Origin of the sequence: Granulicoccus phenolivorans DSM 17626 = NBRC 107789 = JCM 15570 (assembly GCF_000423085.1) — a bacterium.
In the GTDB taxonomy this organism is placed as follows: Bacteria; Actinomycetota; Actinomycetes; order Propionibacteriales; family Propionibacteriaceae; genus Granulicoccus; species Granulicoccus phenolivorans.
In genome coordinates this window covers 34799-50602 of sequence record NZ_AUHH01000024.1, presented here as the reverse complement: position 1 = coordinate 50602, position 15804 = coordinate 34799, and the positions used below count along the sequence as shown (strand labels likewise).

Genomic DNA, 15804 nt, shown 5'->3' with positions numbered 1-15804 from the left:
TGCTGATCATCGTACACAGGGGTCGCTGGTGGGTGATCAACCACCAGTCCAGCAAAGCCCGACCGCAGTCCCCCGCTCGACTCAGATCGTACGCAAATCCGTACCGGAGCGTATTCGAAGGATCCACCGGCGGCCGGTGAAACCCGGCCTGACAAGGGGGGAATATGTGGAGCGAATGACGGGAATCGAACCCGCATTCTCAGCTTGGGAAGCTGATGTTCTGCCATTGAACTACATTCGCAAGCGCGTGGCTGCGCCAGCTTAGCAGACCGCCCGAGACCCACCGAATCCACGAACAAAATCGGGTCCCCCGCAGCCCCCGCGCGGCACCTCCCCCGATAGGGTCTTCCTAGCCGGCCCGCCCACGACCGGGGCCGCCTTCGAGGGGAGACAGGATGTCCGAGCGCGTCAGGAACGCCGCCTTCGCCAGCAAGATCATGTCCGCCGAGGACGCGGCCGCCCAGATCCGGCCGGGGGACCGGGTCGGGATGAGCGGCTTCACCGGCGCCGGCTATCCGAAGGTCGTGCCGGGCGCGCTCGCCAAGCGGATCAAAGCCGCCCACGACGCCGGCCAGGAGTTCACCATCGACCTGTTCACCGGCGCCTCCACCGCCCCCGAACTGGACGGCGATCTGGCCGCGGTCGACGGCATCGGCTTCCGTACGCCCTACCAGTCCGATCCGATCATGCGCGCCAAGATCAACGAGGGCACGATCGACTACAGCGACATCCACCTGTCCCACCTGGCCCAGCGGGTCTGGGAGGGGGTGTTCGACACCCTCGACGTCGCCGTGGTCGAGGTCACCGAGGTCCTCCCCGACGGACAGGTCGTCCCGGCGTCCTCGGTCGGCAACAACAAGTCCTGGCTCGATCTGGCCGACAAGGTGATCCTCGAGGTCAACGCCTGGCAGTCCCAGGAACTGCTCGGCATGCACGACATCTACTACGGCACCGCGTTGCCGCCCAACCGCCGCCCGGTGATGATCAACCGCCCGCAGGACCGGATCGGGCAGACGACCTACAACGTCGACCCGGCCAAGGTGATCGCGGTCGTGGAGACCGACGCACCGGACCGGAACTCCGAGTTCAAGGCACCCGACGAAGCCTCCATCGCGATCGCGAACCATCTGCTCGACTTCCTGGTCCACCAGGTCGAGCGCGGCCGGCTGCCCAAGTCCCTGCTGCCGCTGCAGTCCGGCGTCGGGAACGTCGCCAACGCGGTCCTGATCGGCCTGGTCGACTCCCCCTTCGAACACCTCACCTCCTACACCGAGGTGATCCAGGACGGCATGGTCGACCTGATCGAATCCGGCAAACTCGACTTCGCCTCGGCCACGGCGTTCTCCCTGTCCCCCAAGATGGCCGAGGAGATGAACCGCCGCGCGGCGTACTTCCGGGAGAAGATCATGCTGCGCCCGCAGGAGATCTCGAACCACCCCGAGGTGATCCGTCGCCTCGGCCTGGTCGCCTGCAACGGCATGATCGAGGCCGACATCTACGGCAACGTGAACTCCACCCACGTCTCTGGTACCCGGGTGATGAACGGCATCGGCGGCTCCGGCGACTTCGCCCGCAACGCGTTCGTCTCCGCCTTCGTCACCCCGTCCACCGCCAAGAACGGCGCGATCTCCTGCATCGTCCCGTTCGCCTCGCACATCGATCACACCGAGCACGACACCGCGATGATCATCACCGAACAGGGCCTGGCCGACATCCGCGGCCTGAGCCCCCGCAAGCGGGCCGCGGTGATCATCGACAAGTGCGCCCACCCCGACTACAAGGAACCGCTGCGCGAGTACGTCAAGCACGCCGAGGCGATCAACGCCGGCCGGATGCACACCCCGCACGACCTCGCCCAGGCGTTCTCCTGGCACCTGCGCCTGGCCGAGACCGGAACGATGCAGCCGAGCTGACCCGCGTACGCCGGGGGCCCGATTTGGCGCGCCCCCGGCGGCTGTGGCAAGGTTGATCTCTCTGCGGGCGTGGTGCAGTGGCAGCACGATCCTCTTCCTGAGGAATGACGTTGGTTCGATTCCGGCCGCCCGCTCCAACTCTCGGGGTTCCCCGTGTGAACTGGGGGCCTTCCCCGATGCCCGGCCGGCACCCGACGCGTAGCGTGAAATACATGAGCAGCGCCTATGAACCCAATGATGTCGGGCCCGCCGTGGGCGGCGACCTGCGTGCCAGCGACCAGGACCGCGACCTGGTCCTCGGGGTGATCGACACCGCCTTCCAGGAAGGTCGCCTCACCAAGGACGAACACGAGATGCGCACCGAGGCGGCCCTGCGGGCGATCACCTTCGATGACCTCACCCCGCTGACCCGGGACCTGGTGCCGATGCCCCCGGCGTACCCCTCCCCCGCCCGGCGCGAGACGGCCGGCCCGGTGATCACCCGGTCGACCGGCGACTCGGGCGAGGACGACAACATCGTCTCGATCTTCAGCGGCACCACCCGCAAGGGCCAGTGGACCGCCCGCAAGCGGATCAACATCACCGCGATCTTCGGCGGCTCCGACCTCGACTTCACCGAGGCGATCTGGGAATCCGACGAGATCATCATCAACTCCTTCAACCTGTTCGGCGGCAACGAGATCCGGGTGCCCGAGGGCGTCGACGTCCGCGATGAGAGCGCCGCGTTTCTGGGCGGCACCGACGTCAAGGTCGATCCGGTCCCCGGCGGCCCCCGGATCATCCTGCGCGGCTTCTCGATCCTCGGCGGTAACGAGGTGAAGGGCCCGCGGAAGAAGAAGGACAAGGGCCGCAAGACTTCGTGACGGAACCGGGCCGCGGCGCTACTGTGACCCTTATGAAGACGCGGCCCATTCTCGGTATCGACATCGGCGGCTCCGGCATCAAGGGTGCCCCGGTGGATCTGACGGCGGGCGAGCTCGCCACCGACCGGTTCAAGTTGCTGACGCCGTCGAAATCCACGCCGAAGAACGTCGCCAAGGTGGTCGCCGAGGTCGTCGACCACTTCACCGACCAGGTCGACGCCGACGCCCCGATCGGGATCACCGTCCCGGCGGTGGTCACCCACGGCGTCACGCGGACCGCGGCGAACATCGACCCCGAGTGGCTCGACTGCGAAGCCGAAAAGCTGCTGGCCGACAAGCTCGGCCGCCCGGTCCACCTGCTCAACGACGCCGACGCGGCCGGAGTCTGCGAGGCCCAATTCGGCGCCGCCCAGAACCAGTCCGGCCTGGTCATCGTGACCACCCTCGGCACCGGCATCGGGACCGCCCTGCTGCACAACGGCGTCCTGATCCCCAACTCCGAGTTCGGGCACATCGAGATCGACGGCAAGGACGCCGAGACCGTCGCCAGCTCCGGCGTACGGGACAAGAAGGGCCTGTCGTACAAGGAATGGGCGCCCCGGCTGCAGAAGTACTACTCCACCATCGAGGCGCTGTTCTGGCCCGAGCTGTTCGTGGTCGGCGGCGGGGTCTCCCGGGATTCGGACAAGTTCCTGCCCCGCCTCGACCTGCGTACGCCGATCGTGCCGGCCAAGCATCGCAACAACGCCGGCATCATCGGGGCCGCCTGGCTCGCTGCGCAGACGGCCTAGTTTCCCCGGTCGGTAGGTCAGCCGGGCGGGCCGGTCGGCGCCGATCCCGCCCGCGTCCCGGGGGCTCAGGCGTCCTGGGCGTCCAGCTTGGCGGCGATGTCGGCCGGGAACCCGCCGGTCGCGATCGGGCCCCACCCGGTCGGGGTGATCCGCAGCAGCGACTTGTTCTGCAGGGCCATCGCCTCGCGGTACTCGTCCCAGTTCGGGTGCTCCCCGGAGATGCAGCGGAAGTACTCCACCAGCCCGTCGGTGGACTCCGGCTGGTGCAGCACCTCGCAGGTGCCGTCGACCTGGACCCACGGCCCGTTCCACTCATCGGACTGGACCAGCACCGATACCTGCGGGTGGCGCTCGGCGTTGTTGGTCTTGGCCCGGCCGGGGTAGGTCGAGATGACGATCCGCCCCTGTTCGTCGACCCCGCCGGTCACCAGGGACAGCTGGGGCAGCCCGGATTTGCGCATCGTCACCAGGGTCATCCGGTGGCGGGGCCGGATGAACTCGAGCAGGGAATCGAGATCGACCTTCTTGTTCGTGGCAATCGTGCGAGCCATCGGGATCACATCCGTTCGGGAGCTTCGATACCGAGCAGGTTGAGCCCGGTGCGCAACACATTACGGGTCGCCGCGCACAGCCCGAGCCGGGAGTCCCGGACCGCGCCCTCGGACTTCAGCACCGGGCACTGCTCGTAGAACGTCGAGTACGCCGTGGCCAGCTCGAACAGGTAGGTGCACAGCTTGTGCGGCTGCAGATCGGCGGCCAGGTTGGCCACCACTTCCCCGAACCGGGACAGGGTCAGCGCCAGGGTCTGTTCGGCCGGCTCCGCCAACACCGTGATCGGGCCCACGTGGGCGTCGTCGATCGCCTCGGCGTTGCGCAGCACCTGACAGCAGCGGGCGTGGGCGTACTGCAGGTAGGGGCCGGTGTCGCCGGTGGTCTGCACCATCCGGTTGGCGTCGAAGACGTAGTCCTTCTGCAGCCCGTTGGACAGGTCGGCGTACTTGATCGCCGCCAGGGCGACCGCCGGGCTCGCCTCCTCCTCGGCGGCATCGAGCAGGCTGGACAGCGACGCCGCGGAGCCGTCGCGGGTCTTGAACGGTTTGCCGTCGGTGCCCAGCACCATGCCGTAGCCGACGTGTTCGGCCTGCACGTTGTCGGGCAGGTAGCCGGCCTTGCGGGCCACGGCGAAGACCTGCGCGAAGTGGCCGGCCTGCCGCGCGTCGGTGACGTAGATGATCCGGTCGGCGTGCAGGTCGCGGACCCGGCGCCGGATCGCGGCGAGATCGGTGGTGGCGTACCCGTAACCGCCGTCGGATTTGCGGATGATCAACGGGGCGGAGAAACCCTCGACGAACACGCACAGGGCGCCGTTGTCGATCACCGCGACGCCGGATTCCTCGAGTTCGCGGACCACCACCGGCAGGTCGTCGTTGTAGGTCGATTCGCCGGCCAGGTCGGCGTCGGTGAGCAGCACGTTCAACCGGTCGTAGGCCTCGTTGAAGCCGGCCTTGGAGGTGTCGATCAACTGGCGCCAGATCTCCAGGGACTCCTCGTCCCCGCCCTGGAAGACCACCACCCGGGCCCGGGCGCGGGTGGCGAACTCGGGATCCTCCCGGAACCGGGCCGCGGCCCGCTTGTAGAGCGCGTCGGACTCATCCAGGGTGAGGGTGCTGGCGTCGATCCCCTCGTCGAGGATCTCCTCGATCAGCATGCCGAACTGGGTGCCCCAGTCACCGATGTGGTTCTGCGGGATCACCATGTTCCCGACCGCGCTCAGCACCCGGTTGAAGCAGTCGCCGATGATCGTGGTCCGCAGGTGGCCGACATGCATCTGCTTGGCCACATTCGGGGAGGAGTAGTCGATCACCACCGTCTGCGGGTGCTCGGTGGAGGTGACCCCGGACCGCGGATCCTCGAGGATCTGCGTCGCGGTGCCGGCCAGCACGTCATTGCGCAACCGGAAGTTGATGAAGCCCGGCCCGGCCACCTCGGGGGTCTCGCACAGATCGGACAGGTCGACCTCGGCGACGATCCGCTGCGCGATCTCGCGCGGCGGCTTGCCCTCGCTCTTGGCCAGGCGCAGCGCCACGTTCGACTGGTAGTGACCGAACTGCGGCTTGGTGGCCGCGCGCAACTCGGGATCGATTCCGGCAACGGCCTCGATCCGCGCAGCGAGCTGGGAAGGCAAAGACGACATGCCGCACATTCTTTCACGGTCAACCATCCGCCCCGGCCCGTGTTTGCGGGCAGGTCAGGGGCCCGCAGTGGGCCGATCCTGCCACCAGATGCCCGAAATGGGCCGGATTCGGGCCGAATCGGGCATCTGGTGTCACGATCGGGACACGATCCCGAGCAGCACCGCACGATTCAGCCCCAAATTTCCAGCCTTCCCGGTGTGGAGGTACTTCGACTCACCCAGGACCGAGCGCGCATCCGAGCGCTCCAGCGCAAGGGCGGCCTGATCCGGCTGCTCCCCGGCATCTACTCCGACGAGCTCTCCGCCCGGGCCCTGATCCGGGCGACCGCTCTGAAGGATCCGGACGCGATCGTGCTCGGCCTCGGAGCCCGCTGGCTCGGCTGGCGGGAGCAGGAGCCACCGATCCGGCTCACCGTCGCCAGCCGCCACCGCTTCGGCAGCGACCACATCACCGCGGTGCGCCGGGTCATCCCGCTGGATTTCACCGCTGAGGCGACGCTGCGGTTCACCACGCCGGCCTACACCGCGGTGGATCTGATCCCCGCGCTCGGGGGTGCGGTCGTCGACGAGGTGCTGCTGCACAGTGGCGAGCACCGGGCCGAGCAGGCGCTGGCCCAGATGTGGACCGCCCTTGCCGCCATGCCGGGGCGCACCGGCAACCCGGAGCGGCGGCAGATTCTGCGGGACTCCCGGGACCGGCCGTGGTCGGAGGCCGAGCGGATGCTGCACCAGATGCTGCGCCGGGCCGGAATCACCGGCTGGCGCACCAACGTGCGGGTCTCGAAGGCCGGCTGGGTGGTCGACCTGATCTTTCCGCAGCATCGGATCGCGATCGAGTTCGACGGATGGGAGTTCCATCGCAGCCACCGGGCCTTCATCGACGACCGGACCAAATCCAACGATCTGCAGACCGAGGGGTGGATGGTCATCCGGCTGGCCTGGGAACACCTCGAAGATCGGGCCCTGCCCTGGATCCGGCACGCGCTGGCACTGCGCCGCGGTGTCCCGATCCTGCCTCCAGACCTCGCCGCAGAGGGCAAAGTCGCATGAATTCGCCTTCTGGCGGCAGGATCGGACCAGGAACCGCGCCCGACCGGTCAGCCGGCCCGATGCACCCGGCGCAGCGTGATGATCAGCAGGACCAGGGCCACCGCCTGGGCCACCGCGATCACCACGATCAGCGCCGGCACCGACCGGTCCAGCAGGTAGCCGGCCAGGAAGCCGCCACCGATCGCGAAAACCCCCTGGATCGCGGCGAAGATCCCGTAGGCGCTGGCCAGCGTGTGCGCCGGAACCAGGTCAGCCACCAGCGCCTTGATCGTGGAGTCCTGGATGCCATAGGCCAGCGCCCACACCGCCACCCCGACCAGGGTCACCCCGAGGACCGGCCCGAACGCCAGCGCCGGCACCAGTGCCACCAGGATCGGCACCACGAGCAGCACCCGGGAGCCGAGCCGGTCGAACGCCCAGCCGGTCAGCAGCGCCGCGATCGCCTCGACCAGCATCGCCCCGGCGTACACCACCGGGATCGCGGCCGTCGGGACGCCCTGCCGGCTGAGGTGGACCGACAGCACCGCGAAGGTCACCAGTCCCCCGGTGGTCAGCGCCATCGCGATGGCATAGCCGAAGAAGGCCCCCGGCAGGTTGGCCCCCAGGGCGGCGCGCCACCAGCTCTGCGGTGCCGGCTTCGCCGCCGCGGACGGTTTCGGGTCGTAGACGGTCGGGTCCGGGACCGCGCGCCGGATCACCAGCAGGATGACCAGCGCGATCGCCCCCGGCACCGCCAGCCAGGCCAGGCCGGTCCAGATCGACCCGGTGAACGCGACGATCGCGGCCACCAGCAGCGGCCCGGAGAAGGCGCCGAGCTGGTCCAGCGCCTTGTGGACCCCGAAGCCCTTCCCCCGCCCGACCGAGCGGGCCGCCTGGGCCAGCAGCGCCGACTTCGACGGCGACCGCACCGCCTTGCCCGCCCGTTCGGCCAGGATCAGCAGCGAGCCGACCAGCAGCCCGGCCGCGCCCAGCCGCGGGGTCACCGCGAGCAGCGGGACACACACCGCGGTCAGCCCGTAGCCGACGATGGTGAACGACCAGTGCGCGCCGCGGCGATCGGCGATCGGCCCGGCGAACAGCCGCAGCACCAGCGCCATCGCCTCCCCGGCACCGGTGACCAGACCCACCACCGCGGCACTGGCGCCCAGCGCGAGCAGGGCCGGTCCGTACAGCGACCGGGCCCCCTCATAGACCATGTCGGCGAAGAGACTGACCAGCCCGAACCCGAAGACGACCTGCCATGCGGACCACCGAGGTTTAGTCACGGGCGGCAGGTTACTCGTCCGTCGCGCGCCGAACCATTCGAGCTTGACCGGCGTGATGGGATGGGGGCCATGACTGTTCCTGACCTGGTGCTCAACGACGGGCACACCATTCCGCAGCTCGGTTTCGGCGTGTGGCAGATCTCTTCCGACGACATCGTGCCGGCGCTGCGTACCGCGCTCGAGACCGGCTACCGCCACATCGATACCGCCGCCATCTACGGCAACGAGGAGGGGGTCGGGCAGGCGATCCGGGAGTCCGGGATCCCGCGCGAGGAACTGTTCATCACCACCAAGCTGTGGAACGACCGACACACCGACGCCCCGGCCGCCCTGGCCGAGAGCCTGGAGAAGCTGGGCCTGGACCAGGTCGACCTCTACCTGATCCACTGGGCCGTCCCGGGCACCTACGTCCAGGCCTGGCTGGCGCTGGAGGACCTGCAGCGGCAGGGCCTGACCCGCTCGATCGGGGTGTCGAACTTCCTCGAACATCACCTGACCGACGTGCTCGAGGCCGGGTCGGTGGTTCCGGCGGTGAACCAGATCGAGGTGCATCCCAGCCACACCCGCCCGCACCTGCGCGCCTTCAACGACGAGCACGGCATCCTCACCCAGTCCTGGAGCCCGCTGGGCCGCAATCACGACATCGGCAACCCGCTGATCACCCACATCGCCGAGGAGGTCGGGCGTACGCCGGCCCAGGTGATCCTGCGCTGGCACCTGCAGAACGACCTCATCGTCTTCCCCCGCTCGGTCACCCCGAGCCGGATCCGGGAGAACATCGCCCTGTTCGACTTCGAGCTGACCACCGAGCAGAAGGAAGCGATCGACGGGCTGAACCGGGACAACCGGGTCGGGGGCGACCCCGAGAACCCTCCGGCCTGATCCGGGAGGAGCGTGAACGGGCGGGCACACGGATGTGTGCCCGCCCGCTCAGGTTCGGCTCAGCGTGCGGCGAGGTACTTCGTGATCGCCTCGTTCACGCGCTTGCCGGTCGCCGTTCGGTTCACGATGCCCTGTACCCGATCCTTGAGGCCGGCTTCGCCCCGGGCGGTGTACTCGGCGTCGATCACCGCGGTCAGCCACGCGTCGCTGATTGGGGACGGCGCCCCGCCCTTGTCCGCCCGCAGGTTTGCCGCGATTGCGTCCCCGATCCGGACCACCGCGGCCTCGGTATCCGCCGCGAGGGAGCCGCGACGCTCGGCGGGAATCGTGGCAATGACCTCACGCGCCCGCGCCAGGTCGGCGATCGCGGTATCGATCGCCGCCGACGAGGTCAGGTCGGCGGCCTTGATGCCCGCCAACAGCGAGTTCGCACGGTCGATCGCCTCGCGAATGCGGAGTTCCTCGGCGGCCGCCCTGACAGTTGCGTCGACCGCATCCAGACGCTCGGTCAGGATCGACCGGAACTGACCCTCGGTGAGCGCCGCGACCTTGCCGCGGGCCGCGACCAGGGCGGCCGACGCGGCGTCGACCTTGGCTCGGGTATCGAGTCCCCCCGTCGGCTTGGCGGCCTTCTCGGCAGCGCTGACCGCGTCCCGGGCTGCGATCTGCTCCGGAGTGCTCAGCAGGTCGACCCGGATCGACCCGATGATGAAGGGCAGGTTGTTCGCCCCCACGATCCGCATGTCCGCATTCCCGTTCTGTCGGTTCTGGAACATCGCGCTGTCGAGGTTCACCGAGGCGGTGAGCCACTGATCGACCTGATCGGCGCGGACGTACACCCGTTCCGCGGAGAAGTACGCACTGCCCCGCTCCTTGTTCTCGTACTGCAGCACGAACGAGCCGGCCACCGGCGAGCGGAACCGGAACGTCGCCATCGCGGAGTAGGGACCGCCGGTGACGTAGCGATCATCGACGCTCAGGTAGAGATTGTTGCCGGTGTTGAAGGTGTTCCGATCCACCTGCAGCGCACGCTCCCCGTCGATCGTGATCTCGTGGGCCGGACCCGACTCGTAGGGGATCCAGGTCAGTCCGCTCGGCTCACTCCCGATGACCATCTCCACCGCGTCGACCTTGGGCCCGCTCGGGGTCGCGGGAATCTGCTCGACGTCGATCGTGATCCCGGAGACCGCCAACGGCAGATTCGCCGGAGCGAGCAGCCGCAGGTCCGAGCCATTGTTCTGCCGGTTGTTGAACTTGATGTTCGGCAGTGCAATCGTGGCCGTACGCCACTGGCCGACCTGATCGGGGGCAATATTCACACTGGCCGCCGAGCTGTACGCCGCGCCGGTGGCCTGATTGTCGTACTGCAGGGTGAAGCTGCCCGCGACCTCCGAGCGGTACTGGATCGTCGCAGTCGCGTTGTAGGGACCACCGTTCAGCAGGGCATCGTCGGCCTGCAGGTACAGGTAGTTGCCGCCGCCCCGGGGGTTGGTCAGCAACTGCAGGGCCGGACGTCCGGCCACCGTGGTCTGCTCGAAGGGACCGTCCTCATAGCTGACCGCGCGGAGTCCGGTGGAGGTGCCGGCGGCAGCGTCGAACCCGACGCGCGAGGTGCCCGGCACCGGATTCTGATTTCCCGCCCCCTGCCCCGGGTCGGTCCACGGCGTCCGCTCGGCGACATAGGCCTTGCCGGCGGCGTCCTTCTTCAGAGTGAAGGAGTAGCGGACCGCACCGGCGGTGTCGACGAAATCGGCCTTGAGGGTGTCGGCGGTGATGCTCAGCCGCATGGCACCGAAATGGTCGGCATCGCGGAACTGGCTGCCGGTGGTCGCCCCGAACAACGGGGTGGTGCCGGCCCCGCCATTGCCGGTGATCGCGATATTGTAGCCCTCGGCGGTGGTGATGTGCTCGGCGTGGTGGTCATGTCCGGACAGGACGAGGTCGACTCCGGACTGCATGACCCAGGCCCGGTCGGGGTTGTTGCCGGCCTTGCCGGAGGAGAACACCGGCTGGTGCGCGCCAGTGAGTTGCCACGCCGCGGTCGAGGAACTCACCGCGTCCTGATAGGCACCCAGAATGGCCGGCGCAGCACCGCTTTGGCAGTTCACGTCGGGATTGAGGAAGTCGACGAGGTTCTTCCCGAACCCGGCGACGAACGCCACCGGCACCTTGAAGTAGTCCACGCTCGGCTGGACCGAGGCGGCGTTGCAGCCGTTGCCGTAGTCGTGATTGCCCATGATCGGGAAGAACCGCCCGGCGTCGATGTCGGCCTTGTACGGCGCCTGGGCCTTGACGACTTCCTCCGGGAGACCCTGCTGGTAGGTGTTGTCGCCGGTGGTGAGGATGGCATCGGGGTTCCACGAGTGCACCAGGTCGGCCACCTTGTATTCCTGGTCGCAGGTTCGGTCCACCCCACAGCCGCCGTAGTCGCCGATGACCGCGAGGGTGAGGGTTTCGGCGTCCGTGGCGCGGCCGGGGATCCGCGGCAGGGCGTCGACGGCGTGGGCCGGGATGGTGAGGAGTCCGGTGCCGAGCAACGCGGTTGCCAGCACCGCGACGCTCTTTCGGAGGAGAGACATGGGTCCAGCTTTCTGCAGGGGTTGGGCGTCGAGGACCGTATTCGGGGCAGCTTTCCTGATCATGAACAGCAGGTGTCGCCCCGAGCCCGGGGTTCCTCCGGGGCCGATCACACCGCAGTACCCCCGCCCGACGACCTGCGGCCGATCGGGCGAGGTACTCCCCCTCCGTATCCTTGGGAACGTGACTCTCACCCAGCGCACCACCGGACCGAGCCCGACCCGATCCCCCGGCGACCGAGCGACCCGCCGGCGCCGCACCGGACGCCGGCTGGCCGTCGCGGCCGCGGCGCTGCTCGGGATCTCCGCCCTGGTGATCGGCGGACCCACCGCCTTCGTGCAGGGGACCACCGCCGACAAGCAGTACACCGTCGCCTCCGCGCCGACCCGCCCGGTGGCCCTGGTACTGGGGGCCGAGATCTACCCCAGCGGCCGCCCCTCCCCCTTCCTGGAGGGCCGGCTGCAGACCGCGCTGGAGCTCTATCAGGCCGGCAAGGTGCGGGTGATCCTGGTCTCCGGGGACAACAGCACCCAGTCGTACAACGAGCCCGACGGGATGCGGAATTGGCTCATCCGCCGCGGGGTACCCGCCAGCAAGGTCGTCGCCGACTACGCCGGGTTCGACACGTACGCCTCCTGTGTCCGGGCCAAGGAGATCTTCGGGGTGAACGCGCTGACGGTGGTGTCGCAGCAGTACCACGTGCCGCGTGCGCTGGCCACCTGCCGCGCGGTCGGGATCGACGCGATCGGGGTCGGCGACACCTCCGTCCGGCCCGATTCGCGCACCTGGCAGTGGGGCGAGTTCCGCGAGGTCGGGGCGAACATCAAGATGGCGATCGATGTCCTCACCCAGCGCCGGCCGACGCTCGGCCCGCGGGAGACCTCTGTGGACGAGGCTCTCGCCGCGAGCTGAGCCGCGGCCTCAGTTGGCCCGGTTGTTGAGGTAGTAGCTGATCAGCGCCTTGGTCGAGGAGTCCTGTTCGGCCAGCGCGCCGGCGTCCCCGGCGACGGCCGGGGTGAGTTCCTTGGCCAGCTGCTTGCCGAGCTCGACGCCCCACTGATCGAAGGAATCGATCCCCCACACCGCCCCCTCGACGAAGGTGATGTGCTCATACAGCGCGATCAGTTCGCCGAGCACCCGCGGGGACAGTTCCGGCGCCATGATCGAGGTGGTCGGCTTGTTCCCGGCGAAGACCCGGGCCGGGACGATCTCCGGCGCGGTCCCCTCCGCGCGTACCTCCTCGGCGGTCTTGCCGAAGGCCAGCGCCTTGGTCTGGGCGAAGAAGTTGGCCAGGAACAGCTCGTGCACGTCGGCGTCGCCGTCCTTGAGCGGGTGCGCCGGGTTCGCCACCGCAATGAAGTCGGCCGGAATCAACCGGGTCCCCTGATGGATCAGCTGATAGAACGCGTGCTGACCGTTGGTCCCGGGCTCGCCCCAGAAGATCTCGCCGGTCTGGGTGGTCACCGGGGAGCCGTCCCAGCGCACCGACTTGCCGTTGGACTCCATCGTCAGCTGCTGCAGGTACGCCGGGAAGCGGTGCAGATACTGGGCGTACGGGAGCACCGCATGGGTGTCGGCACCGAGGAAGTTGGCGTACCAGACGTTCAGCAGGCCCATCAGCAGCGGCACGTTCTGCACCGGCGACGCGGTCCGGAAGTGCTCGTCGATGGCGTGGAAGCCGGCCAGGAATTCCCCGAACGCGCCCGGGCCGATGTAGCAGGCCAGCGACGTCCCCACCACCGAGTCGACCGAGTAGCGCCCGCCGACCCAGTCCCAGAACCCGAATGCGTTGGCCGGATCGATCCCGAACTCCGCGACTTTGTCCAGCGCGGTGGACACCGCGACGAAATGCCGGGCGACCGCCTCCCGCGCCGCGTCCTCGCCACCGGCGATCGCGCCCCGGGCGACCAGGCCCTCGACCAGCCAGGTCCGGGCCAGCCGGGCATTGGTCAGCGTCTCCAGCGTGCTGAACGTCTTCGACGCCACGATGAACAGCGTCGTCTCCGGGTCCAGCCCGAACAGGGTCTCCAGGTTGTCGGTCGGATCGATGTTGGAGATGAAGCGGCACTCCAGCCCGAGTTTCCCGTACGGCTTCAGCGCCTCGTACGCCATCACCGGCCCGAGATCGGAGCCGCCGATCCCGATGTTGACCACCGTGCTGATCGGCCGACCGGTCACCCCGCGCCACTCCCCCGAGCGCACCTTGTCGGCGAAGGCGTACATCTTGTCGAGCTCGGCGTGCACCTGTGCGACGACGTCCTCTCCGTCGACGACCAGCTCGGCCTCCCGCGGCAGCCGGAGCGCGGTGTGCAGCACCGACCGGTTCTCGGTGACGTTGATCCGCTCCCCGGCGAACATCGCCCGGGCCCGATCCAGCACCCCGGTTTCGTTGGCCAGGGCCAGCAGCGCGGTCCGGACCTCGGGGGTGAGCAGATTCTTCGACAGGTCGACGTACAGATCGCCGGCGGTCAGCGTCAGCGACGCGGCCCGCTCGGGATCGGCGAACCAGCCGCGCAGGTCGGGCCGGAACTCGGCGGAAAGTGAGGTGAGGGACTGCCAGGCCTGGGTTGCGGTGGGATCGACCGGTGTGCTCATGGTGGCCAGCCTAAACAAGGCGCCGGTACGCCGAGGCCGTGGGTCGCCGCGCCGCCGGGGCGGGTAGGTTCGGGGGTATGGGCGAATCCCCCGCGGAACGTGATCTGGTCGAACTGATGGAGCGCCGAATCGCGCGCGCCATGATCGAGGACGCCAGTTGGACCCCGCACTCGCTCGGCTCGGACTCCGATTTCCGGATCGACCTGGAACGCATCCGGTTCGCCCCGGCCTTCGCCCGCCTCTCCGAGGTCACCCAGGTGGTCTCGGCCGGCGCGACCGGCGAAGTGGTGCACAACCGGCTCACCCACACGATCAAGGTGACCACGGTCGCCCGCTCGCTGGCCGTCGGGCTGGCCGACACCGAGGATCCCGACGAACTCGACCGGCTCGGCGGGCTGGATCCAGTGGTCGCACAGGCCGGCGCGGTCTCCCACGACCTCGGGCACCCACCGTTCGGGCACCTGGGCGAACGGACCCTGGACCGGCTGGCCCGGGATCATTTCGGGCTGAACGACGGGTTCGAGGGCAATGCGCAGACCTTCCGGATCCTGACCAAGTTGGAGGTGTACGGCACCGGTCAGGACGGGTTGAACCTCACCGCGGCGGTCCGCGCGGCAGTGCTGAAATACCCCTGGGGGCGCCTGAGCGTCCCCTCCCCGCATCCGCGGACCTGGCAGGAGCAGCCGCGCGGCGCCGGGCACGGGCCGGACGGGCCGGGCTCGGGAAAGTTCAACGCCTACGTCCCCGACCTGGCCGAGATGATCGAGGTGCTCGACATCATGCAGCTGGAACCGGGTCGGCAGAGCCTGGAATGTTCGGTGATGGATCTGGCCGACGACGTCGCCTACTCCCTGCACGACCTGGAGGATTTCCACCGCTCGGGGGTGCTGCAGTTCTCCCCGATCGCCGGGGAACTGCGCGCCTGGGAGGACCAGCGCAGTTGGCTGGAGAGCCTGTCCGAACGCGAGATCGCCGTCCTGAGCCGCACCCCCGGGATCGGCCTGGAGACGCTGCGCCGGCGGATGGCGGCCAAGGACGGCTGGATCTACAACGACGACGACTTCGCCGCCGCGGTCCGCGCGATCGGGGAGGAATTCGTCTCCGGGGTGCTCACGGTGCCCTATGACGGGTCGATGGCCGCGCACCGGTCGATCTCGCGGTTCACCGGGTCCTGGATCGATCGGTTCTCCTCGGCGGTGGTGCTGACCGGGCAGTTGCTCGGTCGGACGCCGCCGATGCGGGCCCCGCTGGTGACCGTACGCCCGGCGCAGTGGCACGAGATGCAGGTGCTGAAGTTCATCCACCAGTACTTCGTGCTGCACCGCCCGGACCTGGCGATGCTGCAGCGCGGGCAGGCGCACACGATCAGCCAGTTGGTCCGGGTCTTCGACGAGTGGCTGGCCGACCGGATGGATGCGGTGAAGGCCCCCCACCGGCTGATCGATCTGGTCGAGCTGGCCGAGGCGCAGTATGTGGAGGTCCGCGATACCCATCCGGAGTGGCTGGGTGGACGGACCTCCGACACCGAGCTGGCCCGGATGTGGCGCGGGCGCGGGATCGTCGATTTCGTCGCCGGGCTCACCGACGGGCAGGCCCTGGCGTACGCGAACCGGCTCGGCCCGACCACCGGGATGCTCTGGGCTTCCGGCGCACTCTGAGCCCGACCCCGGTGGA

The 15804-nt window shown here is 68.8% G+C and carries 12 protein-coding genes and 2 tRNA genes; 8 read left to right on the top strand and 6 right to left on the bottom strand.

Features of this window, described 5'->3' with window-relative positions; genetic code table 11:
* Positions 1 to 167: 167 nt before the first annotated feature.
* Positions 168 to 241: transfer RNA gene (locus G531_RS0110995), tRNA-Gly, on the bottom strand.
* 154 nt (positions 242 to 395) lie between these two features.
* Between G531_RS0110995 and scpC the strand changes: the two genes are divergently transcribed.
* From scpC to ppgK, 4 genes are all read left to right on the top strand, one after another.
* Positions 396 to 1913 carry a succinyl-CoA:acetate CoA-transferase ScpC gene (gene scpC, locus G531_RS0110990; protein ID WP_026927298.1) on the top strand — a complete coding sequence of 506 codons (1518 nt, stop codon included), beginning with the start codon at positions 396 to 398 and terminating at the stop codon, positions 1911 to 1913.
* Between the two features lie 63 nt (positions 1914 to 1976).
* Positions 1977 to 2050: transfer RNA gene (locus G531_RS0110985), tRNA-Arg, on the top strand.
* Positions 2051 to 2125: 75 nt separating this feature from the next.
* Positions 2126 to 2776, top strand: a complete 651-nt coding sequence (locus G531_RS21935) for a DUF1707 SHOCT-like domain-containing protein (protein ID WP_051215362.1) — start codon at positions 2126 to 2128, stop codon at positions 2774 to 2776.
* A 32-nt stretch (positions 2777 to 2808) separates the two neighbouring features.
* A complete protein-coding gene (gene ppgK / locus G531_RS0110975; RefSeq protein ID WP_026927297.1) occupies positions 2809 to 3567 on the top strand; it encodes a polyphosphate--glucose phosphotransferase in 759 nt (252 codons plus the stop codon).
* Positions 3568 to 3632: 65 nt separating this feature from the next.
* Here the strand turns inward: ppgK and G531_RS0110970 are convergent, their stop codons facing one another.
* Positions 3633 to 4118 (bottom strand): PPOX class F420-dependent oxidoreductase, encoded by a 486-nt coding sequence (locus G531_RS0110970; RefSeq protein WP_026927296.1) that lies wholly within the window; start codon positions 4116 to 4118, stop codon positions 3633 to 3635.
* A gap of 5 nt (positions 4119 to 4123) precedes the next feature.
* Positions 4124 to 5761 (bottom strand): arginine--tRNA ligase, encoded by a 1638-nt coding sequence (gene argS, locus G531_RS0110965; RefSeq protein WP_026927295.1) that lies wholly within the window; start codon positions 5759 to 5761, stop codon positions 4124 to 4126.
* Between the two features lie 198 nt (positions 5762 to 5959).
* Here argS and G531_RS24600 point away from each other — a divergent pair, with 198 nt between their 5' ends.
* Positions 5960 to 6811 (top strand): endonuclease domain-containing protein, encoded by an 852-nt coding sequence (locus tag G531_RS24600; RefSeq protein ID WP_051215361.1) that lies wholly within the window; start codon positions 5960 to 5962, stop codon positions 6809 to 6811.
* A 47-nt stretch (positions 6812 to 6858) separates the two neighbouring features.
* Here the strand turns inward: G531_RS24600 and G531_RS0110955 are convergent, their stop codons facing one another.
* Entirely contained in the window at positions 6859 to 8076 is a 1218-nt protein-coding gene (locus G531_RS0110955; RefSeq protein WP_026927294.1) for an MFS transporter, read from the bottom strand.
* Positions 8077 to 8145: 69 nt separating this feature from the next.
* Between G531_RS0110955 and G531_RS0110950 the strand changes: the two genes are divergently transcribed.
* On the top strand, positions 8146 to 8958 hold the full coding sequence (locus tag G531_RS0110950) for an aldo/keto reductase (RefSeq protein WP_026927293.1): 813 nt from the start codon (positions 8146 to 8148) through the stop codon (positions 8956 to 8958).
* 59 nt (positions 8959 to 9017) lie between these two features.
* Here the strand turns inward: G531_RS0110950 and G531_RS0110945 are convergent, their stop codons facing one another.
* Complete coding sequence (locus tag G531_RS0110945) at positions 9018 to 11537, bottom strand: metallophosphoesterase (protein WP_162143171.1); 2520 nt, start codon at positions 11535 to 11537, stop codon at positions 9018 to 9020.
* Positions 11538 to 11718: 181 nt separating this feature from the next.
* On the opposite strand from G531_RS0110945, the gene G531_RS0110940 reads away from it, so the two are divergent.
* Complete coding sequence (locus G531_RS0110940; RefSeq protein WP_245630459.1) at positions 11719 to 12447, top strand: SanA/YdcF family protein; 729 nt, start codon at positions 11719 to 11721, stop codon at positions 12445 to 12447.
* 9 nt (positions 12448 to 12456) lie between these two features.
* Here the strand turns inward: G531_RS0110940 and pgi are convergent, their stop codons facing one another.
* Entirely contained in the window at positions 12457 to 14130 is a 1674-nt protein-coding gene (pgi, locus tag G531_RS0110935; RefSeq protein ID WP_026927290.1) for a glucose-6-phosphate isomerase, read from the bottom strand.
* 77 nt (positions 14131 to 14207) lie between these two features.
* Between pgi and G531_RS0110930 the strand changes: the two genes are divergently transcribed.
* Entirely contained in the window at positions 14208 to 15788 is a 1581-nt protein-coding gene (locus G531_RS0110930) for a deoxyguanosinetriphosphate triphosphohydrolase family protein (protein WP_245630458.1), read from the top strand.
* Positions 15789 to 15804: the final 16 nt, after the last annotated feature.